The organism is Mycolicibacter hiberniae (genome assembly GCF_010729485.1).
Classification (GTDB): domain Bacteria; phylum Actinomycetota; class Actinomycetes; order Mycobacteriales; family Mycobacteriaceae; genus Mycobacterium; species Mycobacterium hiberniae.
Genome location: NZ_AP022609.1, coordinates 1,903,367 through 1,928,295, shown reverse-complemented (window position 1 = coordinate 1,928,295; position 24,929 = coordinate 1,903,367). Strand labels below are relative to the sequence as shown.

Annotated in this window: 23 protein-coding genes and 3 pseudogenes; 21 read left to right on the top strand and 5 right to left on the bottom strand. The window is 68.5% G+C overall.

Translation table 11 applies throughout. The features are described 5' to 3' along the window. The first annotated feature begins 24 nt into the window (after positions 1 to 24). Both G6N14_RS08975 and G6N14_RS08970 read left to right on the top strand, forming a co-directional pair. Positions 25 to 324 carry a WXG100 family type VII secretion target gene (locus G6N14_RS08975; protein ID WP_085133792.1) on the top strand — a complete coding sequence of 100 codons (300 nt, stop codon included), beginning with the start codon at positions 25 to 27 and terminating at the stop codon, positions 322 to 324. Between the two features lie 22 nt (positions 325 to 346). Next, on the top strand, positions 347 to 631 hold the full coding sequence (locus G6N14_RS08970) for a WXG100 family type VII secretion target (protein WP_163787104.1): 285 nt from the start codon (positions 347 to 349) through the stop codon (positions 629 to 631). A 205-nt stretch (positions 632 to 836) separates the two neighbouring features. Here G6N14_RS08970 and G6N14_RS08965 read toward each other — a convergent pair. Both G6N14_RS08965 and G6N14_RS08960 read right to left on the bottom strand, forming a co-directional pair. Beyond that, positions 837 to 1,752 (bottom strand): annotated as a pseudogene (locus G6N14_RS08965) (IS481 family transposase). Between the two features lie 122 nt (positions 1,753 to 1,874). After that, positions 1,875 to 2,969, bottom strand: coding sequence for an ESX-1 system-associated protein (locus G6N14_RS08960; RefSeq protein ID WP_085134530.1), 1,095 nt, complete (start codon positions 2,967 to 2,969; stop codon positions 1,875 to 1,877). 108 nt (positions 2,970 to 3,077) lie between these two features. Between G6N14_RS08960 and aspS the strand changes: the two genes are divergently transcribed. Next, positions 3,078 to 4,847 (top strand): aspartate--tRNA ligase, encoded by a 1,770-nt coding sequence (gene aspS, locus G6N14_RS08955; protein WP_085127851.1) that lies wholly within the window; start codon positions 3,078 to 3,080, stop codon positions 4,845 to 4,847. A 46-nt stretch (positions 4,848 to 4,893) separates the two neighbouring features. Then, on the top strand, positions 4,894 to 5,307 hold the full coding sequence (locus G6N14_RS08950; protein ID WP_085127850.1) for a PaaI family thioesterase: 414 nt from the start codon (positions 4,894 to 4,896) through the stop codon (positions 5,305 to 5,307). 6 nt (positions 5,308 to 5,313) lie between these two features. Here G6N14_RS08950 and G6N14_RS20845 read toward each other — a convergent pair whose 3' ends face one another. Beyond that, the gene (locus G6N14_RS20845; protein ID WP_163787304.1) at positions 5,314 to 5,655 is read right to left on the bottom strand and encodes a transglycosylase family protein; all 342 of its coding nucleotides are present in this window, start codon (positions 5,653 to 5,655) and stop codon (positions 5,314 to 5,316) included. A 436-nt stretch (positions 5,656 to 6,091) separates the two neighbouring features. On the opposite strand from G6N14_RS20845, the gene G6N14_RS08940 reads away from it, so the two are divergent. The 3 genes and pseudogenes from G6N14_RS08940 (at position 6,092) to G6N14_RS08930 (ending at position 9,606) form a co-directional block, all read left to right on the top strand. After that, positions 6,092 to 6,934: a DUF3097 domain-containing protein gene (locus tag G6N14_RS08940; RefSeq protein ID WP_085134532.1), complete on the top strand. Its 843-nt coding sequence runs from the start codon at positions 6,092 to 6,094 to the stop codon at positions 6,932 to 6,934. 188 nt (positions 6,935 to 7,122) lie between these two features. After that, positions 7,123 to 8,233, top strand: a pseudogene (locus G6N14_RS08935) (NDMA-dependent alcohol dehydrogenase). Between the two features lie 51 nt (positions 8,234 to 8,284). Continuing rightward, positions 8,285 to 9,606, top strand: a pseudogene (locus tag G6N14_RS08930) (replication-associated recombination protein A). 26 nt (positions 9,607 to 9,632) lie between these two features. Here G6N14_RS08930 and G6N14_RS08925 read toward each other — a convergent pair. Then, a complete protein-coding gene (locus G6N14_RS08925) occupies positions 9,633 to 10,292 on the bottom strand; it encodes a GntR family transcriptional regulator (RefSeq protein ID WP_085134533.1) in 660 nt (219 codons plus the stop codon). A gap of 68 nt (positions 10,293 to 10,360) precedes the next feature. Here G6N14_RS08925 and G6N14_RS08920 point away from each other — a divergent pair, with 68 nt between their 5' ends. The 14 genes from G6N14_RS08920 (at position 10,361) to aroQ (ending at position 24,249) form a co-directional block, all read left to right on the top strand. After that, positions 10,361 to 11,719 (top strand): LLM class flavin-dependent oxidoreductase, encoded by a 1,359-nt coding sequence (locus G6N14_RS08920; RefSeq protein WP_085134534.1) that lies wholly within the window; start codon positions 10,361 to 10,363, stop codon positions 11,717 to 11,719. An 8-nt stretch (positions 11,720 to 11,727) separates the two neighbouring features. After that, entirely contained in the window at positions 11,728 to 12,912 is a 1,185-nt protein-coding gene (locus tag G6N14_RS08915; RefSeq protein WP_085134632.1) for a CaiB/BaiF CoA transferase family protein, read from the top strand. Between the two features lie 15 nt (positions 12,913 to 12,927). Then, on the top strand, positions 12,928 to 13,872 hold the full coding sequence (locus G6N14_RS08910) for an HpcH/HpaI aldolase/citrate lyase family protein (protein WP_085134535.1): 945 nt from the start codon (positions 12,928 to 12,930) through the stop codon (positions 13,870 to 13,872). A 56-nt stretch (positions 13,873 to 13,928) separates the two neighbouring features. After that, positions 13,929 to 14,339, top strand: coding sequence for a secondary thiamine-phosphate synthase enzyme YjbQ (locus G6N14_RS08905; RefSeq protein WP_085134536.1), 411 nt, complete (start codon positions 13,929 to 13,931; stop codon positions 14,337 to 14,339). An 85-nt stretch (positions 14,340 to 14,424) separates the two neighbouring features. Beyond that, positions 14,425 to 17,121 (top strand): alanine--tRNA ligase, encoded by a 2,697-nt coding sequence (gene alaS, locus G6N14_RS08900; RefSeq protein ID WP_085134537.1) that lies wholly within the window; start codon positions 14,425 to 14,427, stop codon positions 17,119 to 17,121. Further along, positions 17,118 to 17,645 carry a Holliday junction resolvase RuvX gene (ruvX, locus tag G6N14_RS08895; RefSeq protein ID WP_085134538.1) on the top strand — a complete coding sequence of 176 codons (528 nt, stop codon included), beginning with the start codon at positions 17,118 to 17,120 and terminating at the stop codon, positions 17,643 to 17,645. Before alaS ends, ruvX begins: the two co-directional genes overlap by 4 nt. Further along, positions 17,638 to 18,891, top strand: a complete 1,254-nt coding sequence (locus G6N14_RS08890) for an endolytic transglycosylase MltG (protein WP_085134539.1) — start codon at positions 17,638 to 17,640, stop codon at positions 18,889 to 18,891. Before ruvX ends, G6N14_RS08890 begins: the two co-directional genes overlap by 8 nt. After that, the gene (locus tag G6N14_RS08885; RefSeq protein ID WP_085134540.1) at positions 18,869 to 19,705 is read left to right on the top strand and encodes a shikimate dehydrogenase; all 837 of its coding nucleotides are present in this window, start codon (positions 18,869 to 18,871) and stop codon (positions 19,703 to 19,705) included. The genes G6N14_RS08890 and G6N14_RS08885 overlap by 23 nt, the downstream gene beginning before the upstream one ends. 10 nt (positions 19,706 to 19,715) lie before the next feature. Beyond that, positions 19,716 to 20,135 (top strand): prepilin peptidase, encoded by a 420-nt coding sequence (locus tag G6N14_RS08880; protein ID WP_085134541.1) that lies wholly within the window; start codon positions 19,716 to 19,718, stop codon positions 20,133 to 20,135. Between the two features lie 185 nt (positions 20,136 to 20,320). Beyond that, a complete protein-coding gene (locus G6N14_RS08875) occupies positions 20,321 to 20,701 on the top strand; it encodes a hypothetical protein (RefSeq protein WP_085134542.1) in 381 nt (126 codons plus the stop codon). Positions 20,702 to 20,812: 111 nt separating this feature from the next. After that, the gene (aroC, locus tag G6N14_RS08870; RefSeq protein ID WP_179960822.1) at positions 20,813 to 22,039 is read left to right on the top strand and encodes a chorismate synthase; all 1,227 of its coding nucleotides are present in this window, start codon (positions 20,813 to 20,815) and stop codon (positions 22,037 to 22,039) included. A 55-nt stretch (positions 22,040 to 22,094) separates the two neighbouring features. Then, positions 22,095 to 22,700 carry a shikimate kinase gene (locus tag G6N14_RS08865; protein WP_109559716.1) on the top strand — a complete coding sequence of 202 codons (606 nt, stop codon included), beginning with the start codon at positions 22,095 to 22,097 and terminating at the stop codon, positions 22,698 to 22,700. 5 nt (positions 22,701 to 22,705) lie between these two features. Then, positions 22,706 to 23,803, top strand: a complete 1,098-nt coding sequence (gene aroB, locus G6N14_RS08860) for a 3-dehydroquinate synthase (RefSeq protein WP_085134634.1) — start codon at positions 22,706 to 22,708, stop codon at positions 23,801 to 23,803. Beyond that, positions 23,800 to 24,249: a type II 3-dehydroquinate dehydratase gene (gene aroQ / locus G6N14_RS08855; RefSeq protein WP_085134543.1), complete on the top strand. Its 450-nt coding sequence runs from the start codon at positions 23,800 to 23,802 to the stop codon at positions 24,247 to 24,249. The genes aroB and aroQ overlap by 4 nt, the downstream gene beginning before the upstream one ends. On the opposite strand, the gene G6N14_RS20650 is transcribed toward aroQ, so the two are convergent. Next, entirely contained in the window at positions 24,210 to 24,917 is a 708-nt protein-coding gene (locus G6N14_RS20650) for a B-4DMT family transporter (RefSeq protein ID WP_109559717.1), read from the bottom strand. The two genes, aroQ and G6N14_RS20650, sit on opposite strands and share 40 nt — an antisense overlap. Positions 24,918 to 24,929: the final 12 nt, after the last annotated feature.

Genomic DNA, 24,929 nt, shown 5'->3' with positions numbered 1-24,929 from the left:
TCGAGCAAGTAGGGAGAAAGAATCATGGCAACACGTTTTATGACCGACCCGGACGCGATGCGTGCGATGGCCGGCCGGTTCGATGTGCACGCGCAGACCGTTGAGGACGAGGCTCGCCGGATGTGGGCGTCGTCGACCAACATCTCGGGTGCCGGCTGGGGTGGTCTGGCGGAGCGGACGTCGTTGGACACCATGGGTCAGATGCAGACCGCGTTTCGCAACATCGTGACCATGTTGCACAGCGTGCGCGACGGCTTGATCCGCGACGCCAACCACTACGAGCAGCAGGAAGCTGCGTCGCAGCAGATCCTGTCGGGCAGCTAGAGCAAGAGGGAGAATCACGCAGATGTCGATTAACTACCAGTTCGGTGATATCAATGCCCACGGTGCGTTGATTCGTGCCCAGGCGGCGTCGTTGGAAGCCGAGCACCAGGCGATCGTGCACGACGTGCTGGCTGCCGGGGACTTCTGGGGCGGCGCCGGTTCGGTGGCCTGCCAGGAGTTCGTGGCGCAGTTGGGCCGCAACTTCGCGGTGATCTACGAGCAGGCCAACTCCCACGGTCAGAAGGTGCAGACCGCCGGGAACAACATGGCCAACACCGACGCGTCGGTCGGCTCCAGCTGGGCCTGAACCCCAGCAAGCCCTCACGAAGCCGGCGCAGCCCACAGAGGCTGCGCCGGTTTCGTGCATTTCGGGGGCCTGGTTTCGGGGGCCTGACCGTGCGAGAGCCACCCGGTTTCGGGCGTTCGGCAGTCCCGGGGGTGCGCGCCGCTGAACGCGTGCCGGGGAGTGCGGACGCCGCCGGCACGCGCCCCGGTTCACCGGGGCGATGCAGCTAGCTGTACTGACCAGAGAGGTTAGGTACACGGCTGGCTGGTGGTTGACCGCTGAGTGCTGTGTGGCCGCGGTGGTGATTGTTGGTGTGTAGCCAGCGGGGGTACCCCTGGCAACGTTCCGTGTCACTGGTGTAGAGGCGCGCGTAGGCCCATTCGTCTGCCAGGGTTCGGTGGAATCTCTCCACTTTGCCGTTGGTCTGCGGTCGATACGGTCGTGTGCGGCGGTGTTCGATATGGCCGAGCGCATCGCGGAAGGCATGTGATCGGTAGCAGGATCCGTTGTCGGTCAACACCGTCCGGACTGTGATACCGCGTTCGGCGAACCAGGCATTTGCTCGCTCCCAGAACCCGGCGGCGGTCTCCTTGCGCTCGTCGGCCAGCAGTTCGGAGTAGGCCAGCCGCGGGACTTGTCGGCCTGGGCGTTGCGATTGCCCACCGTACGGCCCAGCATGCGCCAGCCGCCGCCGGCGGGGATCTTGCCCAGCTTCTTGACATCGACGTGGACCAGATCGCCACAGCGCGACGACTCCATCCGCCGCACGACGCGTCCGGTGGCGCGGTCAAGCCAGCGCAGCTTGGCGATGCCGTAGCGGGTCAGCACCCGATGCACCGTCGAGGGGTGCACCCCGAGCAGGTAGCCGATGCGCGCCGGCCCCCACCGCCGGGTGACCCGAACTCCGATGATGCGCCGCTCGGTACGCGTGGGCGTGCGATTCGGATTGCGATGAGGCCGTGAGCTGCGATCGGCCATCGCGACCGCGCCATCGTCGCGATAACGGCCCGCCCAACGTGCGGCGGTGTTCACCGACACCTGGAAGCGCTCTGCAGCACGGCGCAACGCCAACCGTCATCGACGATGCAACGAGCCAGCCGTAGACGACCGGTTTCCGACAAAGGGGCATTACGGTGAACCACGAAGACCTCCGAAGTGAGCACTGCGTTCCTTAGACAGCTCGCACTCCACTCGGAGGTCTTCGTCTTGTCACCTCACCACGCCGTCACCAACGTCCGTGGTCAGTACAGCTAGCTGTCTGTAGTTAGCTGATAGCTGTCGACGCACATGCCCCCAGCACCGTGGTGGACAGGAAGGTCGCGGCGTTGGCCAACGAGTTGTCGGAGGGGTCGTAGGTCGGCAGTGCCAGCACGAACGCCCGCCGGTACTGCGCGGACAACTCCGCGAAGTCTTGCAGGGTGGGGTTATTGCTGCGCCGGCCCAGCTGCTGCATCTTGTTGGCCAGGCTGATCATGACGGGCCCGACTGCCAGGTTGATCGCCTTCTGCTGCGGGTTCCAGTACGTCGCCGGGATGGTGGGATCCATGCCGTGCCACTCGGCGGCGTCGGCACCGAATTTGTCCAGCGTGGCCTTCCAATCCGCGCACACCGAGTTCGACCCGGTCAGGTAGCGCTGCGGGTTGGCGGGATTGCCCGGCGAAGCGACCTTGGTGGGGGAGGCCTGCGCCTCGACCAGTGGTCCGCGGGCAGCCGCCGAGCCGTTGTTGGCGGCCCCGCAGATGGCCGCCAGCGCCGACGCCGCGCTGTGCGCGGTCCCGGCCAGGGCGGCGTCGCGCTCGGTGTAGCTGGGGATGTGCTCGACGAAGGTTCGCGCGTAGGCGATGAACTGCTCGTAGAGTTCACGCATCACCCGATGCGGGGTCAGCTTCACCAGGCCGACGGTCTGGGCGGCGGCATTGCGCACCACCTGCCCGGCGGCCATGTACTCCCGCTTCTGGTCGTCGTTCCACGCCGATGCCGGGATGGACTGGTCGCGCTCATTCCAGTGGCCGTGTCCCAGCATGGACAAGGTGCTGGACAAATTGCCACTGATCGAGACCCATGCGGTGCAGCTGGGGTCGTTGATGATGATCGAGACCGGCCCGGTGTCATCCGCGCTGGCGATGCCCGCAGCGGCCGCGTTACGGCTGGAGGTCGAGCCGTCCAGCGTGCTCTTGCCGGGGTCGCCGCCCAGCAGCACCACCCCGACCAGGACCAGTGCGACCACGGCCAGCACGACAACGGCGGCCAGGCCCCACTTGAGGCTCTTGTTCTGTTTGGGCTCAGCGACTTCGTCGTCATAGACCTCGTCCTCGTCGTCGTCGTAGTCGAAGTCGAGGTCATCGGTCCCGTTAGTCACAGTGAGCCAGCTTAAAGCACCGACCGGCGCGGGGCAGGGCGACAACGTGGCTCTAGACTTGGCGGCGGTCGAAACGTTACCGAACCATCCATCGCCAAGGGGGTATTCGTGCTGCGCAGCCACGACGCCGGCTCACTGCGGGCCACCGACGCCGGGCGCAGCGTCACGCTTGCCGGTTGGGTGGCGCGCCGGCGCGACCACGGCGGGGTCATCTTCATCGACCTGCGTGACGCTTCGGGAGTCGCACAGGTGGTGTTCCGTGACCCCGCTGTGCTTGAGCAGGCGCACCGGCTGCGGGCCGAGTTCTGTGTGGCGGTGACCGGTGTTGTCGAGGTCCGGCCCGAGGGCAATGAGAATCCGGACTTGCCCACCGGGGCCATCGAACTGAACGCCACTGCGCTGACTGTGCTCAACGAGGCCGCGCCACTGCCGTTTCAGCTCGATGAGTCGGCCGGTGAGGAGGCCCGGCTCAAGCACCGTTACCTGGACCTGCGTCGCGAAGACGGTCCCGGCGCCGCGCTGCGGCTTCGTTCCCGGGCCAACGCGGCGGCCCGGGCGGTTTTGGCTGAGCACGACTTCGTCGAGATCGAAACTCCCACGCTGACGCGTTCCACGCCCGAGGGCGCCCGCGACTTCCTGGTCCCGGCGCGGCTGCAGCCCGGCTCGTTCTATGCGTTGCCGCAGAGTCCGCAGCTGTTCAAGCAGCTGCTGATGGTGGCCGGCATGGAGCGCTACTACCAGATCGCCCGTTGCTACCGCGACGAGGATTTTCGGGCCGACCGCCAGCCGGAGTTCACCCAGCTGGACCTGGAGATGAGCTTCGTCGACGCCGAGGATGTGATCGCCGTCGCCGAGCAGGTGCTCAAGGCGCTGTGGGCCCTGATCGGCTACGATCTGCCGCTGCCGTTGCCCCGCATCACCTATGCCGAGGCGATGCGCCGGTTCGGGTCCGACAAGCCCGATCTGCGTTTCGGACTGGAACTGGTGGAGTGCACAGAGTTCTTCTCCGACACCACTTTTCGAGTGTTCCAGGCTCCCTACGTGGGGGCGGTGGTCATGCCGGGCGGGGCATCGCAGCCGCGCCGAACGTTGGACGGCTGGCAGGAGTGGGCCAAGCAGCGCGGTCACAAGGGGCTGGCATACGTGCTGGTCGGCGAGGACGGGGAGCTGTCCGGTCCGGTGGCCAAGAACCTCACCGATGCCGAACGGGCCGGACTGGCCGGGCACGTCGGTGCCGCGCCGGGGGACTGCATCTTCTTCTCAGCCGGGCCGGCCAAGCCGTCCCGGGCACTGCTGGGGGCGGCTCGAGGCGAGATCGCCCGGCGTCTGGACCTGATCGACCCGAACGCCTGGGCGTTCACGTGGGTGGTGGACCCGCCACTGTTCGAGCCGGCCGACGACGCCACCGCCGCCGGTGACGTGGCGGTCGGCTCCGGAGCCTGGACCGCGGTGCACCACGCCTTCACCTCGCCCAAGCCGGAACACGCCGATCGCATCGAGACCGACCCCGGCTCGGTGCTCGCGGACGCCTACGACGTGGTCTGCAACGGCAACGAGATCGGTGGCGGTTCTATCCGTATCCATCGGCGCGATGTCCAGCAGCAGGTCTTCAAGGTGATGGGAATCGACGAGGCGGCGGCCAACGAGAAGTTCGGATTTCTGCTGGACGCCTTCAGCTTCGGCGCTCCGCCACACGGCGGGCTGGCGTTCGGCTGGGACCGGGTCGTGGCGTTGCTGGCCGGCGTGGACTCGATCCGCGAGGTCATCGCGTTCCCCAAGTCCGGCGGTGGAATCGATCCGCTGACCGACGCTCCGGCGCCCATCACCGCGGCGCAGCGCAAGGAAGCCGGGATCGACGCGGTGCCTCAGCAGCGCTGAGGCAACCCGCTGGACACCGCCCCCACCGTGGCCGAAGCTGGCAGGCATGGATTCGGCTGAGTACGCCCGACTGGTTGTCGCCAACATGCCGTTCGCGGCCGTCCTGCAGATCCAATTCGCCGAACTGGCACCGCAACTGGTGCGTGCGACCATGGCGTGGGCGCCGGAGCGCTGCACCACCGGTGGCATGCTGCACGGGGGAGCGCTGATGGCGTTCGCCGACACGGCTGGCGCGGTCTGCGCGGTCATGAACCTGCCGCGGGGCGCCGCCACCTCGACCATCGAGTCGAAGACGAATTTCTTCCGCGCGGTACGGGACGGCACGGTGACGGCAACCAGCGTTCCGCTGCATGTCGGGCGGAGCACCATCGTGGTGCAGACCGATCTCGGCGACGACGACGGCGGGCTCGTCGCCCGGGTCACCCAAACCCAGGCGGTGCTGGCGGCTAAGGCGCGGTAGGCGCGCTCACCAGAACGGCTTGAGCAGCTGGCGCATGGCCGGCGGCACCCAGCCTTTGACCGATGACGGAAATACTCGGCCCGGCCCGCATTTCGGCCAGGCGTGGGGGCCCTGCTCGTCGAGGACTCGGTTGGCTACGGCGATCTGTTGCTCCCGGGTTGCCTTGGCCGGTGACCCCACCCCGCCGAATGCGCGCCAAGTCGACGGTTTGAACTGCAGTCCGCCGTAAAAGCCGTTCCCGGTGTCGGCGGCCCAATTCCCGCCCGATTCGCATTGTGCGACCGCGTCCCAGCCGATCGCCATATTGTCGGCGTGGGCTACCCCCGCCGAGGACAGCATGGTGCCCATGATCCCCCCGGTGATCAGCCCGGACGTGGCCCAAGTCAGCCGTTGGCGTCCGAACCGCACGACACGCCGTGCCGTGTTCCGGTACATATCACAACCTCCGTGATAGGTGTATATCAATGAGGTTTCAGAGCATAACGCGATGAATGATAAAAAAACACATTTTAGTTACCTAATGATGCAAATGAGTTTATTGTTCTTATTGGGTCAAAAGTGATAAGAGATGTTCTAGTTAACTGAGTTGTTATTGTTACGTATGTTGCGAGAGATCTCTTAGAAATTAAGAAGTTATTGAGTGAATGCTGTTACTCAAGTGGCTGTTGTGTCGAGAGTGACAACTGAGGCGCTGAACGCTGGCCCCGGCCCGTCCGGAAAAAATCGCCTGAATCGCGCGCCCGGTTCACCCGCAGCGCGCCCGTGCGCCCCTAGGCTGCCTCGGGTGGCAGACCGCTATGGATCCGACATCCTCGCCGACAACCCGCACACCGCCCGCAAGAGCCGCTCGGTCGAGGTCCCGGTGCAACGCGGCATGGTGGTCGAAGACGCCCAGAGCGGCTTCGTCGGCGCCGTCGTGCGAGTCGCCTACGGACGGATGGACTTGGAGGACCGGCACGGGCGTACCCGCGGTTTTCCCGTCGGCCCCGGTTACCTGATCGACGGCAAGCCGGTGATCCTGACCGAACCCCGGCCGGCCGCTGCCCGGCCGCCGGCCCGCACGGCGTCGGGCTCGGTGGCGGTGCCCGGAGCGCGTGCCAAGGTCGCGCTGGCCAGCCGGATCTATGTGGAGGGCCGCCACGACGCCGAACTGGTCGAACAGGTCTGGGGCGAGGACCTGCGCGTCGAGGGAGTGGTGGTCGAGTACCTCGGCGGTATCGACGATCTGGCGGCAATCGTGGCCGAATTCCGGCCCGGACCCGGCCGCCGCCTCGGCGTGCTCGTCGATCACCTGGTCGCCGGATCCAAAGAGACCCGCATCGCCGAGACGGTGCGCCGCGGGCCGGGCGGCGCCCACACCCTGATCGTGGGGCATCCCTACGTCGACATCTGGCAGGCGGTGAAGCCGGCGCGACTGGGGCTGCGGGCGTGGCCGAAGATCCCGCGCACCGTGGAGTTCAAGCACGGCATCTGCGACGCCCTGGGCTGGCCGCACGGCGGGCAGGCCGACATCGCGGCCGCCTGGCAACGCATCCGCAGCCGGGTGCGGGACTGGACCGATCTGGAGCCCGAGCTGATCGGCCGCGTCGAGGAACTGATCGACTTCGTGACGCAACCCGGCGGTTAGCGAGCCTCGACGCAGGAGAGGTGACGCTGGACCGCCGAATCGAACCCGGCGGTTAGCGAGCCTCGACGCAGGAGAGGTGACGCTGGACCGCCGAATCGAACCCGGCGGTTAGCGAGCCTCGACGCAGGAGAGGTGGATATTCCGCTGAACGGGGCCGTTGGAGCTCGCCGAGCCGGTTGGATGTGCCCATGAAAACAATTGCCGCCGTGGCCCATGCGCCCAACCAGCCATTCGAGATCGTGGAGCTCGACCTCGACGGGCCCGGCCCGGGCGAGGTGCTGATCAAGTTTCGTCGCCGCCGGACTGTGCCATTCGGACCTGCACCTGGCCGACGGTGACTGGCCGTCCCGGTTCCCGATCGTCGGCGGGCACGAGGGCTCGGGGATCATCGAGGATGTCGGTCCCGGGGTCACCAAGGTCAAACCCGGCGATCACGTGGTTTGCTGCTTCATCCCCAGCTGCGGGGCCTGCCGGTACTGCTCGACCGGCCGGCAGAACCTGTGCGACATGGGCGCCACCATCCTGCAGGGCTGTATGCCCGACGGCAGCTTCCGGTTCCACTCGGGTGGAACCGATTACGGCGGGTTCTGCATGTTGGGCACCTTCGCGGAGCGGGCCACGGTCTCGCAGCACTCGGTGGTCAAGGTCGACGACTGGCTGCCCCTGGAAACCGCGGTGCTGGCCGGCTGCGGAGTGCCTACCGGCTGGGCGACAGCCAACTATGACGGCGGGGTGCGCGCCGGTGACACCGTGGTGGTCTACGGCATCGGCGGGGTCGGCATCAACGCCGTACAGGGCGCCGCGCACGCCGGTGCAAAGTATGTGGTGGCGGTCGACCCGGTGGAGTTCAAACGTGAGACCGCCTTGAAATTGGGTGCCACGCATGCGTTCGCCACCGCAGATGAGGCGATGGCCAAGATCGCCGAGCTGACCTGGGGGCAGATGGCCGACCAGGCGCTGATCACCGTCGGCGACCTGGGTGAGGCCGTGACGACCGCCGCGATCAACACCGTCGGCAAGGGCGGCACCGTGGTCATCGCGGCGATGGCCCGCTTGGAGGACCTCGATGTGCAGGTGTCGGGCACCATGCTGGCGCTGTTCGGAAAGACGATCAAAGGCACGCTGTTCGGAGGGGCGAACCCGCAGTACGACATCGTGCGGCTGCTGCGCCTCTACGACGCCGGGCAGCTCAAGCTCGACGAGCTCATCACCCGCCGCTACACCCTCGAGCAGGTCAACGAGGGTTACCAGGACCTGCGTGACGGCAAGAACATCCGCGGCGTGATCGTGCACCGCTGAGTCACGGCGCCGGTGGGGCGGGCAGCGGGGGTACGTGGTATGCCTGAAGTCGTGTCCGACGGGCTGTTCAACCTGGGACCGCCGGACGAGCCCGGCGGTTCAGCCGGGGTCGCCGGGACACCGCCGCAACGTGCGGCGACCGGCCCGAGCACGCCGCTGGCGGTGCGGATGCGCCCGGCGACGCTGGACGAGGTCGTCGGGCAGGACCACCTGCTGGGGCCGGGTTCTCCGCTGCGGCGGCTGGTCGACGGGTCCGGGGCGGCCTCGGTCATCCTCTACGGGCCGCCGGGCACTGGGAAGACCACGCTGGCCTCACTGATCTCCGGTGCGACCGGCCGGCGATTCGAGGCGCTCTCGGCGTTGAGCGCCGGCGTCGTGATCGACAGTACGGCGAGCAGACCGTGCTGTTCATCGACGAGGTGCACCGGTTCTCCAAGACCCAGCAGGACGCGCTGCTCGCGGCGGTTGAAAACCGCGTGGTGCTGTTGGTGGCGGCCACCACCGAGAACCCCTCGTTCTCGGTGGTCGCTCCGCTGCTGAGCCGGTCGCTGATCCTGCAGCTGCGACCGCTGGGCGCACCCGACATCGCCGCCCTGGTGCGCCGCGCCATCGACGACGACCGCGGCCTGGGTGGGCGCATCGAGGTGACACCCGACGCCGTCGACCTGCTGGTACGGCTGGCAGCCGGCGACGCCCGCCGCGCCTTGACCGCGCTGGAGGTGGCGGCCGAGGCCGGCGAGCGGGTCACCACCGAGATCGTCGAGGGTTCGCTGGACCAGGCCGCGGTGCGCTACGACCGCGACGGCGACCAGCACTACGACGTCATCAGCGCGTTCATCAAATCGGTGCGCGGCTCCGACGTCGACGCCGCGTTGCACTACCTGGCCCGGATGCTGGTTGCCGGTGAGGACCCGCGGTTCATCGCGCGCCGGCTGATGATCCTGGCCAGTGAGGACATCGGGATGGGCGATCCGACGGCGCTGCAGACCGCGGTCGCCGCGGCGCAGACCGTCGCGCTGATCGGTATGCCCGAGGCGCAGCTGAGCTTGGCGCACGCCACGGTGCACCTGGCGACCGCTCCGAAGTCCAACGCGGTGACCACCGCGCTGGGCGCGGCGATGGCCGATATCCGGTCCGGTAAAGCAGGCCCGGTTCCGCCGCACCTGCGTGACGGTCACTACACGGGAGCTCAGTCGCTGGGCAACGCGGTGGGCTACCGCTATGCCCACGACCATCCCGACGGCGTGGTGCCGCAGCAGTATCCGCCCGACGATCTGGTGGGCGTGGACTACTACCAGCCCACCGGCCGGGGAGCCGAACGCGAGATCAGCGGGCGCCTGGCGCGGCTGCGCGCGATCATCCGCCGCCGCTGATCAGCGCGAACCTCGCGTGTTTTTCGTCAGCCGGTTGAGCCGGTCTGGCCCAGCCAATCGGCCAACGAGCGCCCGGCGTCGAGCACATGCTGCTCGGCGATGGTGCGCGATGTCTCAGCGTCACCGGCGGCCAGCGCCGCGACGAGTTTGCGGTGGTCTTCCAGCGAATGGTGCTCATGCTCGGGAAACACCGTCAGGAAGTTGGTCGGTACCACGCGCGCCGCGTGCCTGATCTGGTTGAGCAGCTGCGGCGAATGCGCGGCCCGATGAATCTCCTGGTGGAACTGCCAGTTGGCGTCGCCGATGGCGTCCGAGCCGCGCAGGGCCTCGACTTCGGCGACCAGCGTCCGCAGGCGCTCGACGTCGGCTGGGGAAATCCGCTCGGCGGCCCAGGCAGCGGCCTGGCCGGTCAGCACGCCCAGGATGGTGAAACTGTCCAGCACGTCCTCGGGGCGAATCCCGATCACCGTGACACCGCTGCGCGGCGCGACCTCCACCAGGCCCTCGTAGGACAACTCCAGCAGGGCTTCGCGCACGGGCGTGCGGCTGGTGGCGAACTCCGTGGTGATGGCGTCGAGGTCGAGGCGGGTTCCGGGCGCGAGCTCGCCGGTGAGGATGCGATTGCGCAGCTCGCGGGCCGCGCGCTCGCGCACGGTGCCCCCGATGTCGACATTGTTGGCCGCCACAAGGCGAATCGTACACGCTCTGAAATCCAATAGTTGATATCTGATATATCAGATGATAGGCATGGGGCATGACGAAACGGACCGACCGCATGGCGCTGGTCGCCTTCATGCAAGCCGGCAACGCCTCGGTGTACGCCGGATCGTGGCGCCACCCCGCCACCGAACACGGCTACCTCGACGCCTCCTACTACGCCAAGATCGGGCGGCAGCTCGAAGAGGGCTGTTTCGATCTGATGTTCTTCGACGACAGACTGGCGATGCCGGGCATCTACGGCGGTTCGGTCGCCGAAGCGGTTCGCTACGGAGCGCGGCCGGTGAAGCTGGATCTATCCGTCGTGCTCGGCGTTCTCGCCCAGGCGACCTCGAAGATCGGCCTGGGTGCCACGTACTCCACCACCTATTACCCGCCGTTCCACGTGGCCCGCACCTTCGCCAGCCTCGACCACCTGTCGGGTGGCCGGGCAGCGTGGAACGTGGTGACCTCGGTCAATGACAGCGAGGCCCACAACTACGGTCTGGAAAGCCATCTCAGCCACGACGAACGCTACGACCGTGCGGACGAGTTCCTCGACGTTGTCGCTGGGCTCTGGGACACCTGGGAAGACGGCGCGATCGTGGCGGACCGCGGAGCCGGCATCTTCGCCGACCCGGCCAAGGTGCACGAACTCAACCACATCGGCGAGTACTTCTCCTCGCGTGGCCCGCTGACGGTGCCGCGTACCCCGCAGGGCCGTCCGGTGATCCTGCAGGCCGGATCGTCAGGGCGGGGACGCGATTTCGCATCCCGCTGGGCGGATCTCATCTTCACCGGAGACCCGGGCATCGAGGTGGCGCGCAGTCACTACGCCGACCAAAAGGAACGCATCGGTGACTCCGGTCGTGATCCCGCCACGGTGAAGCTCTGCCCGATGGCCTACGCGGTCGTCGGCGAGACCGAGGCCCAGGCCAAAGACCGCGAACAGAGCCTGCTCAACGGCCTGGTGCACCCGATGGCGTCGCTCACGCTGCTGTCCGAGCTGATGAACTATGACTTCGCGCAGCACAACCTCGACGATCCGATCACCGACGAGTTGATCGCCTCGGTGTCGGGAATCCGCGGACTGGTGCAGAACCTGCGCACCCACATTGGCGGTGACACCGTCACGCTGCGCGACCTGGCCGGGCACCGGGCCACGCTGCTGCAGGGACCGCGCTTCGTCGGCACCGGATCCCAGGTCGCCGACCAGATGCAGGAGTGGTTCCACGGCGGCGCCTGCGACGGCTTCGTCTTGGCCGCCACGCATTCGCCGGGATCCTATGAGGACCTGGTCCGGATGGTGGTCCCCGAGCTGCAGCGTCGCGGACTGTTCCGCACCCACTACGAAGGCAACACCCTGCGTGAGCATCTGGGCCTGCCCCGGCCCGTCGCGGCCGCCGTCCCGGCATGACGGGCTCGATGCTTGCCGGCATCCGGGTGCTCGATCTGGCCACATTGGCAGCGGCGCCGCTGGTGGCCACCTACCTCGGCGAGTTCGGTGCCGACGTCATCAAGGTCGAGCAACCCGGTTCCGGGGATCCGATCCGCAGCTGGGGCAACCAGCGCGACGGCGTCGGGCTGATGTGGAAGTCGGTGTCGCGCAACAAGCGTTCGATCACCTGCAACCTGCGGCTGCCCGAAGGCCAGGAACTGGTGCGCAAGCTGGTGGCCCACGCCGATGTGGTGATCGCCAACACCCGTCCGCGGACCCTGCGCGGGTGGGGCTTGAACTACGAGGCGTTGCGCGCGGTCAATGACCGAATCGTGATGCTGCACATCACCGGCTTCGGGCTCTCCGGTCCAAAGAGTGACAGGCCGGGCTTCGGCACCCTCGGTGAGGCCATGAGCGGGTTCGCCAACATCACCGGTGAGACCGACGGCCCACCCACTCTGCCACCGTTCATGCTGGCCGATGGCGTCGCGTCGCTGAACGCCGCCTACGCGGTGATGATGGCGCTGTACCACCGCGACGTGCACGGTGCTTCGGGTCAGCTGATCGACGTCAACCTCATCGACCCGCTGGCCCGCCTGCTGGAGCAGACCCTGCTGGGCTACGACCAACTCGGGCTGGTGCCGACCCGCGCCGGCAACCGCTGGGACATCTCGGCGCCGCGCAACACCTACCGCACCGCAGACGGCCGCTGGCTGGCCATGTCGGGCAGTTCACCGGCGTTGGCGCTACGGGTGTTTCGGGCGATCGGGCGCGCCGATCTGGTCGACGACGCCGATTTCAGCGACCCGCAGCGCCGGCTGGCCCGTGCTCGAGAAGTCGACCAAGTGGTCGCCGACTGGGTGGCGACCAAAACCCTGGACGACGCCATGGCGGTGTTCGACGCCGAACAGGTCGCGGCCGCGGCGGTGTACGACATCACGGACCTGATCGCCGACGAGCAGCTGGCGCACCGCGAAGTCTTTGTCCAAGTCGAGGACGACGAACTCGGCGCCATGACGGTCCAGGCCCCGGTGCCGCGCTTCTCCGACGCGACCGGGCGAGTGGAACACCTCGGCCCGCGCCTGGGGGAGCACAACACCGGGGTCTATCGCGAACTGCTCGACCTCACCACATCCGACATCGACGACCTACATGCCCGCGGCGTGTTGTGAGTAAGGAGATCGCCCATGCTGTTGCGCCGTTCCGAGTTGGCCGTACCCGCTGCCAACGACAACATGTTCGCCAAGGCGGCTGTTTCACAGGCCGACCTTGTCTTCCTCGACCTGGAGGATGCGACCGCGCCCGCCGAGAAAGTCGGTGCCCGCGCCAAGGTGATCACCGCGCTGAACGAATTGGACTGGGGGCGCACCGCGCGCGCCATCCGGATCAACGGTCTGGACACCCAGTGGTGCCACGACGACATCATCGAGGTCGTCACCGCCGCGGGCCACAACCTGGACACCATCGTCGTCCCCAAGGCCTGCACGGCCCGTGATGTCTGGTGGGTCGACCTGCTGCTCACCCAGCTGGAGGCCAAACTCGGTCTGGAACGCCAGATCCGCCTCGAGGTACTCATCGAGGAGGTCGAGGGGCTGGCCAACGCCGAGGAGATCGCCAAGGCCAGCCCGCGGATCGACGCGCTGATCTTCGGGGTCGGCGACTTCTCGCTGTCCCAGGGTGCGCGGGTGGACACCAACTTCGTGCCGATCTGGGACTACCCGGGCGACTTCTGGCACTACGCCCGCAACAAGGTTCTGGTAGCAGCCCGCATTGCCGGCATCGAAGCCATCGACTCGCCCTACCCCGACTACGCAAACCTGGACGGCTACGAGTCCGAAGCCCGCCGGTCGTCGCTGTATGGCTTCACCGGCAAGTGGGCGATCCATCCCACCCAGATTCCGGTCGCGAACACGGTGTTCTCGCCGACCGCCCAGGAGATCGCACTGGCTGAACGCAACATGGCCGCCTACCGCGAGGGCGAGGCGAAGGGGCTGGGCGCAGTGGGGGTCGACGGCGTGCTGGTCGACGCCGCGCACCTGAAGATGGCGCAGAACACCCTGGCGCGGGTCGCCCTGATCACTGGGGGCACTGACCCAGCCGAGCAGACGCAGAATCGCGTGATCACCGGGTAAATCGTGCGACTCTGTGTCTGCTCGCGGTACGAAGGCGAGCTCCTACTCTGGACGGCGTGAACACCGAAGTGCTCGATGTCGACACCTCCCGGCGCCAAACCGTCGACCTGACCGCGCAGGTGCGCGCGTTCTGCGCCGGCCACGGCGACGGGCTGTGCAACGTCTTTGTGCCGCACGCGACGGCGGGAGTGGCGATCATCGAGACGGGCGCCGGGTCCGACTCCGACCTGGTCGACACGCTCGAGCGACTCCTGCCGCGCGACGAGCGCTATCGCCACGCGCACGGGTCGCCGGGACACGGGGCCGATCATGTGCTGCCGGCGATCGTGGCGCCGTCGATCACCGTTCCGGTGGCGAACGGCGAGCCACTTCTGGGAATCTGGCAGTCGGTGGTCCTGGTCGACCTCAACCGCGACAACCCTCGCCGCAGCGTGCGACTGAGCTTTGTCGGTGCCGACGCCACCTGAGGATCCTTGCCTGCCGAGGCGACGATCGGCAGACCGGTACTGTAGTGCCGTCGAAACGGGCGAGACGGCGGGAAGCGAAAGTAAAGTGCAGACACACGAGATCAGGAAGCGCTTCCTCGATCACTTCGTGAAAGCGGGCCACACCGAAGTGCCGAGCGCTTCGGTCATCCTTGATGACCCCAACCTGTTGTTCATCAATGCGGGCATGGTGCAGTTCGTGCCCTATTTCCTGGGCCAACAGACCCCTCCGTATGCCACTGCCACCAGCATCCAAAAGTGCATCCGGACCCCGGACATCGACGAGGTGGGCATCACCACCCGGCACAACACCTTCTTCCAGATGGCCGGCAACTTCTCGTTCGGCGACTACTTCAAGCGCGGCGCCATCGAGCTGGCCTGGACGTTGCTGACCAACAGCCTCGACGACGGCGGATACGGGCTGGACCCGGAACGGCTGTGGGCCACGGTCTATCTCGACGACGACGAGGCCATCGCGTTGTGGCAGGAGATCGCGGGACTGCCGCTCGAGCGGATCCAGCGCCGGGGCATGGCCGACAACTACTGGTCGATGGGTATCCCGGGACCCTGCGGACCGTCGTCGGAGATCTACTACGACCGCGGCCCGGAGTTCGGTGTCGACGGCGGCCCGGTGGCCAACGAGGACCGCTACATCGAGATCTGGAATCTCGTCTTCATGCAGAACGAGCGGGGCGAGGGCACCTCCAAGGAAGACTTCGAGATCCTCGGACCGCTGCCGCGCCAGAACATCGACACCGGGATGGGGATCGAACGGGTCGCCTTCCTGCTCCAGGGCGTGCACAACGTTTACGAGACCGATCTGGTCCGCCCGGTCATCGACCTGGTCGCGACCCGGGCGCCGCGCGGCTATAACACCGGCAACGACGCCGACGACGTGCGCTATCGGATCATCGCCGATCACTCCCGCACCGCGGCGATCCTGATCGGCGACGGGGTGAGCCCGGGCAACGACGGCCGTGGCTATGTGCTGCGCCGGCTGCTGCGCCGGGTGATCCGCTCGGCCAAGCTGCTGGGTATCGAGGGACCGATAGTCGGCGACCTGATGGCCACCGTGCGCGACGCCATGGGGCCCTCATATCCGGAATTGGTCACCGACTTCGACCGGATCAGCCGGATCGCCGTGGCCGAGGAGACCGCGTTCAACCGGACCCTGGCGTCGGGATCCAAGCTGTTCGACGAGGCAGCGGCGGCGACCAAGTCCGCCGGGGTCACGGTGCTGTCCGGCAGCGACGCCTTCACCCTGCACGACACCTACGGTTTTCCGATCGAGCTCACCTTGGAGATGGCCTCGGAGGCCGGACTGCAGGTCGACGAGTCCGGTTTCCGCGCCCTGATGGCCGAGCAGCGCCGGCGCGCCAAGGCCGACGCCGCCGCCCGCAAGCACGCGCACGCCGACTTGACCGCCTACCGGGAGCTGATCGACGCCGGACCCACCGAGTTCACCGGGTTCGACACGCTCACCACTGACGCCCGCATTCTGGGCATCTTCGTCGACGGCAAGCGGGTGCCCGTGGTGTCCCACGACACGGCCGGCGTCGGGGGGCACCCCGATCGCGTCGAGCTGGTGCTCGACCGCACCCCGCTCTACGCCGAAGCAGGTGGGCAGATCGCCGACGTGGGCACCATCACCTCCGGGCCGTCCAAGGCCATGGTGACCGACGTGCAGAAGATCGCTCAGACGCTGTTCGTGCACCGGGTCAACGTCGAGTCCGGCGAGTTCGTCGAGGGTGACACGGTCACCGCAGCCGTCGACCCCACCTGGCGCAAGGGTGCCACCCAAGGCCACTCGGGCACCCACATGGTGCACGCCGCGTTGCGGCAAGTGCTGGGGCCCAACGCCGTTCAGGCCGGCTCGCTGAACCGGCCGGGCTATCTGCGGTTCGACTTCAACTGGCAGGGGGCGCTCTCCGATGAGCAGCGCCGCCAGGTCGAGGAGGTCACCAACGAGGCCGTACAGGCTGACTTCGCGGTCCACACCTTCACCGAAGATCTCGAGAAGGCCAAAGCCATGGGGGCCATGGCGATGTTCGGCGAGCGCTACCCGGAGAAGGTGCGGGTCGTCGAGATCGGCGGCCCCTTCTCCCTGGAGCTGTGCGGCGGGACGCATGTGGGCAGCTCGGCGCAGATCGGCCCGGTGACCATCCTGGGCGAATCCTCGGTCGGCTCCGGGGTGCGCCGCGTCGAGGCCTACGTGGGGCTGGACTCTTTCCGGCATCTGGCCAAGGAGCGTGCGCTGATGGCCGGCCTGGCCTCCTCGCTCAAGGTGCCCTCCGAGGAAGTGCCCGCGCGGGTGGCGACGTTGGTGGAACGGCTGCGCGCGGCCGAGAAGGAACTGGACCGCGTCCGGCTGGCCAATGCGCGGGCGGCGGCCTCGACGGCCGCGGCCGGCGCCGAGAAGGTCGGTGACGTCCGTCTCGTGGCGCAGCGGATGCCCGCGGGTATCGGTGCCGGCGACCTGCGGTCGCTGGTCGGCGATATTCGCGGCAAGCTGGGGCAGGAGCCCGCTGTGGTGGCACTGATCGCCGACGGCGAAGACAGCGTGCCCTACGTCGTGGCCGCCAACGCCGCCGCGCAGGAACTCGGGCTGCGCGCAGACGATCTGGTCAAGGATGTGGCGGCGGCGGTCTCGGGCCGCGGCGGCGGCAAGGCCGACTTGGCGCAGGGCTCCGGCAAGGACCCCGGCGGAATCGATGCCGCGTTGGCGGCGCTCCGTGCGGCGGTCGCCCGGAGCGCGCCGGCGTGACCTCACCCCACCATCGAAGCCCGGACCGGCCCGGCGGGCCGGACGATCCCGGCCGCGGCCGGCGGCTCGGGGTGGATGTGGGCAGCGTGCGTATCGGGGTGGCCTGCTGCGACCCCGACGGCCTGCTGGCGACCCCGGTGGAGACCGTTCGGCGGCACTCGTCCGGATCGCACCTGCGCCGGCTGGCCGACCTGGCCGACGAATACGACGTGGTCGAAGTGGTGGTGGGCCTGCCCCGGACCCTGGCGGACCGGACCGGGTCGGCCGCGCAGGACGCCCTCGCCGTGGCCGACAGCCTGGCCCGGGTGCTGGCGCAACGCGGCCGGCGCGCCCCGGTGCGGCTGGCCGACGAGCGCCTGAGCACCGTCAGCGCGGCGCGTGACTTGCACGCGGCCGGTGTGCGCTCCAAACGGCAGCGGTCGGTGATCGACCAAGCGGCCGCGGTGACGATCCTGCAGAGCTGGCTCGACCAGCGCCGGGCTCTGACCGGCTCGGCCATGCCGACGGAGGACGACGATGTCTGACGCCAAGGCGGGGAAGCGAATCAAGCCGGCAGCGGTCGGGCCGCCGCGGCGCCGGATGAGCCGGACCGAGCGGGCCCGCGACAGTCGGTCGCGGCGCCAGCGCAACCGGCAGCGCCGCCTGGTCCGCGGTCTTGGCATCGGGGCGGTTGCCCTGGTGCTGATCGCCGCGGTGTTCGTGGGCTCCAAGCTGTGGCACGCGCGCGGTCCGGTGGTCGACTTCACCGGCGATGGCGGCCCTCAGGTGCTGATCGAGGTCCGCGAGGGCGACTACACGACCGCGGTCGGCGAGACGCTGCGCAATGCCGGGGTGATCGCCGACGTCGCGACCTTCCTCAGTGCTGCGCAGGGCAACTCCGCCATTGCGGCGATCCAACCCGGGTTCTACCGGCTGCGGACCGAGATCCCGGCCGCCAGCGCGGTACGGCAGCTCACCGACCCGGCGAACCGGGTAGGCAAGCTGGTAATTCCCGAAGGGCGCCAGCTCGACGACACCACCGACATGAAGACCGAGCGGGTGACCGCTGGATTGTTCACGCTGATCGCCGAGGCCAGCTGTCTGGAGCTCAACGGCGAGCGGCACTGCCTGACGGTTCAAGAGCTGCGGCGCGCCGCCGAGCACGAGACTCCCGAGGCCCTGTCGGTCCCGGGCTGGGCGCTGGGGCCGGTCACCAGGCTCGGGCACGACCACCGCCGCATCGAGGGGTTGATCACCGCCGGCACCTGGAACGTGGATCCCACCGCGACGGCGTCGACCGTGCTGGCGAAGCTGATCAGCCAGAGCAGCGCCGAGCTGGACCGCTCCGGCCTGCCCGCCATCGCCGAGCAGCTGGGCATGACCCCCTACGAAATGCTGGTGGTGGCCTCGCTGGTGCAGCGGGAGGCGCTTCCGCACGACTTCGCCAAGGTGGCCCGGGTCATCGACAACCGGCTGGCGGTGCCGCAGCGGCTGGAATTCGACTCGACGGTCAACTATCCGTTGGACCGCCAGGAGGTGGCCACCACCGATGCCGACCGCGCCAAGGTGACGCCCTGGAACACCTATGCCTCCGAGGGACTGCCGGCCACGCCGATCTGCTCGCCGGGCAGAGACGCCCTCAACGCCGCCGAGCATCCGGAACCCGGAGACTGGCTGTACTTCGTGACGATCGACAAGGACGGCACCACATTGTTCACCCACAACTATCAGCAGCACCTGAACAATATCGAGATGGCGCTGGACAACGGTGTCCTCGACAGTTCCCGCTGAGCCCGGACCGCGCCGGGCCGCGGTACTGGGCTCGCCGATCGCCCACTCCCGCTCGCCCCAGCTGCACCTGGCGGCCTACCGGGCCCTGGGCCTGCAGGACTGGACCTACGAGCGCATCGAGTGCGGCGCGCAGGAACTGCCGGCACTGGTCGCCGGCCTCGGGCCGGAATGGGTCGGACTCTCGGTCACCATGCCGGGCAAGTTCGCGGCCCTGGCGGTGGCCGACGAGCGGACCCGGCGCGCCGAGCGCATCGGTTCGGCGAACACGCTGGTACGCACCGCGACCGGGTGGTTGGCCGACAACACCGACGTCGACGGGGTGGCCGGGGCGCTGAGGACGGCCGGGCCGGTGTCCGGGGAGGCCGTCGTGCTGGGGTCGGGCGGCACCGCCCCGGCCGCAGTGGTGGGCCTGGCCGAACTGGGAGTCGGCCACATCACGGTGGCCGCCCGCAACCCCGACAAGGCTGCTCGGCTGGTTGCCCTGGCGACCGAGATGGGCGTGTCGGCTCGTTTCTGTGCCCTCGACGACCCGGCCCTGGCCCAGGCGGCCGGTGCGGCCGCGGTGATGGTCAGCACGCTGCCGGCCGACGTCGCCGCGCGGTACGCGCCGGTGCTGGCCGGGGTGCCGGTGCTGCTGGACGCGATCTACGACCCGTGGCCCACGCCGCTGGCGGCTGCCGTCAGCGCCGCCGGGGGAACCGTGATCAGCGGCCTGCAGATGCTGCTGCACCAGGCGTTCACCCAGGTCGAGTTGTTCACCGGCCGGCCTGCGCCCCGCGCGGAGATGACTTGCGCGATCGCTGAGCCGGCCTGAGCATGACGCCATGGTGGCGGGCCTGGTCGTGGCATGGCTGACGCTGTTGAGCGGCTATGACCTCCGGCAACGCCGCCTGCCGAACTGGTTGACGCTGCCCGCCGCCGTGGCGGTGCCCGCGGTGGCGTTCGCGGCCGGGCGGGGGCCGGCCGCGCTGGCCGGTGCGGCAGCGCTGACCGGGGTGTATCTGGTGGTGCACCTGGTCGCGCCGGACGGATTGGGGGCCGGCGACGTGAAGCTGGCGGTTGGGCTGGGGGCGCTCACCGGCTCCTTCGGGGCCGACGTATGGCTGCTGGCCGCGGTGTCGGCGCCGCTGCTGACCGGGCTGTGCGGGCTGTACACGGCGCTGGCGCGCGGCGGCCGGACCGTCGCGCACGGGCCCTCGATGTGCCTGGCAAGCGCGGTGGCAACCGGCCTGGGAATGCGCTGAACGCTCACTGATCGCGGGGTACATCCGGGTGCTGAACTGAGGGAAAGCAAATTAACGGCGAATGTGATCTTGCCAGGATATGTTTGCCGCTCAGCCCATTTTTAGCTAATATCAACAGTACTGACCTGCTGTTTACCGGGTGTAGCCAAGAGGGGGTGACCGTGAAGCGAGCTGTAATTGGGGGTGTGGCCGCTGCTGGTGCGGTCGTCGGCGGCACCGTTCTGGCCAGCAACATGGCTTCGCCGTCCCTGCCTGACGTGCAGGTGCCGGCGGTTCAGCTGTCCAGCGCCGAGGGAACCGACGCAACCGTGCAGTGGTTGGACCTGTTTGCGCAGACCTCGTCGGCCAACGCGGATGCGTTCGGCGGCTATCTGCTGGATCCGAATACCGCCGTGTCGCCCGGCGATTCTCCGCTGGTGCTGATCGATCCCGAGGCAACCGCTGAGGATTTCGACCAGATCCTCGATGGGGTGGTCGGCAATGCCGGCAGCCAGCTCAAAGCGGTGACCTCGCCGAGCAACGGCCCGGATGCCGTCACCTACCTGATCCTTAAAAACGGTTCCTGAGCCGCCCTGCGCGTGCAAACCGGGCCTCCTGCCGGTTCGTGTGGCCCCGGGAGTGCCTGTCCGCAACCGTAAACTCCTCCAAGCCCGGGTGGGCCTGACCGGCATGGGAAGATGAGACACGTGTTGCGTTGGATAACTGCCGGGGAATCACACGGTCGCGCGCTGGTCGCCATGGTCGAGGGCATGGTCGCCGGGGTGACCGTCACCTCGGCCGACATCGCCGGGCAGCTCGCCCGCCGTCGGCTGGGCTATGGCCGCGGGGCGCGGATGAAGTTCGAGGCCGATACGGTCACCGTGCTGTCCGGGGTGCGTCACGGGGTCACGCTGGGCGGTCCGATCGCCGTGGAGATCGGCAACACCGAATGGCCCAAGTGGGAGACGGTGATGTCCACCGATCCGGTGGACCCGGCCGTGCTGGCCGGCGAGGGCGGTGCTCGCAATGCGCCGCTCACCCGGCCCCGGCCCGGCCACGCGGACTTCGCGGGCATGCTCAAGTACGGCTTCGACGACGCCCGCCCGGTGCTCGAACGTGCCAGCGCCCGCGAGACCGCCGCACGCGTCACCGCCGCCACCATTGCCCGGGCGTTTTTGGACCAGGCTCTGGGGGTGCAGGTGATCTCCCACGTGATCTCGATCGGCGCGTCCGAACCCTACGACGGTCCGGTGCCGCAACCGGCGGACTTGGCCGCCATCGACGCCAGCCCGGTGCGCGCGTTCTGCGGGCAGGCCGAAGCGTCCATGATCGCCGAGATCGAGGCGGCCAAGGCCGACGGCGACACCCTGGGCGGCGTGGTCGAGGTGGTGGTGTCCGGCCTGCCGATCGGACTGGGCTCCTTCACCAGCGGCGATGACCGCCTCGACAGCCAACTGGCCGCGGCGATCATGGGGATCCAGGCGATCAAGGGCGTCGAGATCGGCGACGGCTTCACCACCGCTCGCCGCCGGGGCACCGCAGCGCACGACGAGATGTACCCCGGTCCGGACGGCGTGATGCGCTCCACCAACCGGGCCGGCGGCCTCGAGGGCGGAATGACCAACGGCCTGCCGTTGCGGGTGCGTGCGGCGATGAAGCCGATCTCCACGGTGCCGCGGGCCCTGGCCACCGTGGACATGGCCACCGGCGAGGAAGCCGTCGCAATCCACCAGCGCTCGGACGTGTGCGCGGTACCGGCCGCCGGTGTGGTGGCCGAAGCCATGGTGGCGTTGGTGGTGGCACGTGCCGCATTGGCCAAGTTCGGCGGCGACTCGCTGGCCGAAACCCGCCGCAACATCGAGGGCTATCGCCGTTCGGTGGCCGAGCGGGTGCCGGTCGCCGACCAGGATTTGGCATCGGGGTAGGCGCCGTGCACACGCCGCCCTCTTCTGATCACTCCGTTCTGCATCGGCGGCGGCGGTGACGCCCAGAGCGGTTCTGGTGGGGTTGCCCGGGGCGGGCAAGTCCACCATCGGACGGCGCCTGGCCAAGGCCCTCGATGTGGAGTTCCTCGACACCGATGCCGCCATCGAAGCCCGCACCGGGCGGATCATCGCCGATATCTTCGCCACCGACGGCGAGCCGGAGTTCCGCCGTATCGAAGAAGAGGTGATTCGGGAGGCGCTGGCCGAGCACCCCGGCGTGTTGTCACTCGGCGGGGGAGCCGTGACCACACCCGGAGTGCGTGACGCATTGGCCGGACATCCGGTGGTCTTCCTGGAGATCAGCGCCGCCGAAGGCATCCGGCGCACCGGGGGCAGCACGGCCCGGCCGCTGCTCGCCGGTCCCGCCCGGGCGGAGAAGTACCGCGAACTGATGTCGCAGCGGGTGCCGCTGTACCGGCGGCTCGCGACGATCCGGGTCAACACCAACCGGCGCAACCCGGGGGCAGTGGTGCGCTATATCGTGTCTCGGCTGGAGGCCGGCGCGACCACCGGCCGAACGACCCCGCCGCCGCCGGCACCCGCCGGGGCGCCGCCCACGCCCGCCACCCTGGCCGCCCGACAGACCGGAGGACGCAAGTGACCGACATACCCGAGCCCATCACCGTGACGGTGGCGACCGACCCGCCGTACCCGGTGGTGATCGGCAAAGGCCTGCTCGGTGATCTCGCCGGGCTGCTCGCCGGGCGAAACAAAGTCGCGATCCTGCACCAGCCGACGCTGGAGGCGACCGCGGAGGGCATCCGAACCTACCTCGCCGACAAGGGGATCGAGGCGCACCGCATCGAGATTCCCGACGCCGAGGACGGTAAGTCCCTGCAGGTGCTCGGATTCATCTGGGACGTGCTGGGGCGCATCGGCCTGGACCGCCGCGACGCACTGGTCAGTCTGGGCGGCGGCGCGGCGACCGATGTCGCGGGATTCGCCGCGGCGACCTGGTTGCGCGGCATTTCGATCGTGCACGTGCCCACCACGCTGCTGGCGATGGTGGACGCCGCGGTCGGCGGGAAGACCGGCATCAACACCGAAGCGGGCAAGAACCTGGTCGGGGCTTTTCACCAGCCCGCCGCTGTGGTCGTCGACCTGGCCACGCTGGCGACGTTGCCGAAGCGCGAGATCGTCGCGGGCATGCCGGAGATCGTCAAGGCCGGCTTCATCGCCGACCCGGTGATCCTGGACCTGATCGAGGCCGATCCCGCCGCGGCGATGGATCCGGCGGGCGAGGTGCTCGGCGAGCTGATCCGGCGGGCGATCACCGTCAAGGCCGAGGTGGTCGCAGCCGACGAGAAAGAGTCGGACCTACGCGAAATCCTCAACTACGGGCACACTTTGGCGCACGCCATCGAAGCCCTGGAGCACTACCAATGGCGCCACGGCGACGCGGTGTCGGTCGGGCTGGTGTTCGCCGCCGAACTGGCCCGCATCACCGGACGCCTGGATGACGCGACCGCCGATCGGCATCGTTCGATCCTGTTGTCGCTGGGACTGCCGGTCAGCTACTACGAGGACGCGCTGCCGGCGCTGCTGGAATACATGATGGGGGACAAGAAGACTCGAGCCGGTGTGCTCCGGTTCGTGGTACTCGACGGACTGGCCAAGCCTGGCCGGCTGGAAGGTCCCGACCCGATGCTGCTGGCCGCCGCCTACGACGAGGTGGGGCGGCGCTTCCGATTGGAGCGACGATGAGCAGGGTCAACGTCATCAACGGACCCAACCTGCAGCGGCTGGGCCGGCGTGAGCCGGAGGTCTACGGCAGCACCAGCTATGCGGACCTGCAGGCGCTGATCGAACGGGAAGCGGCCGAGCTCGGGGTCGAGGTCGTGGTGCGCCAGAGCGACAGCGAAGCCGAGCTGCTGGACTGGATTCACGCCGCGGCCGACGCCGCCGAACCGGTGATTCTCAATGCCGGCGGACTGACGCACACCTCGGTGGCGCTGCGCGACGCCTGTGCCGAGCTGCGCGCCCCGCTCATCGAACTGCACATCTCCAATGTGCATGCGCGCGAGGACTTTCGGCGGCACTCTTACCTGAGCCCGGTTGCCGACGGGGTGATCGTCGGCCTCGGCGTGCGCGGTTATCTGCTGGCGTTGCGCTACTTGGCGGAGTCGTCGGCCGCCGAGTCGTCGGACTGAGCCGCGGCGGCGCCGTCGTCCTTGATCACCGGGAACTCGGTGGTGGCCTCGGCATCGGCGTCGGCCGGGAACTCCTCGGTGGTGAAGCCCGATGCGGGGCCGGCCAACGTCGCCTCGGGCGCGGTCTCGGCCGATACGGCGTCGGTCTCCTCGGCAGCGACAACCGGAGCCCCGACGGTGGCGAACACGTCGGTCGGCTGGCTCTGGGCCTCAGCGGCCGGGATGGGGCGGCGCTCCGGGTGCTTCTCGTACTCCTTGTCGATGGCACGACGGCCGAGCGCCACGCCGGCCACCGCCACCACGAACACCAGCAGTGCGGTGAAGGCCGCGAAGCTGGTCAGCTCGTTGAAGAACGAGCTGATGTAGAGCCCCTTGTGGAACTGGCCGATAACCCACGAGACGAATCCACTGAGCAGCCCGGCCACCAGTCCGGCGCCCAGCCAGGTCATCGCGAGGTCGCTGCGCCGGTCCGGGTCGGCTTCGGCCTTGGCGTCCTCGCGGCCATCGGAACGACCCCAGACGAACACGGCGATCGCGAACAAGATCATCAGCACCAGGCTGATCAGACCCGCCTGCGCTTCGAAGGCATTGATCAACACCCCCTGGATGAGGCGGACCACGACCATCACCGCGGCGAAGACCAGTCCACGCCGAAACCACTTGCTCATGGGGCCACAGCG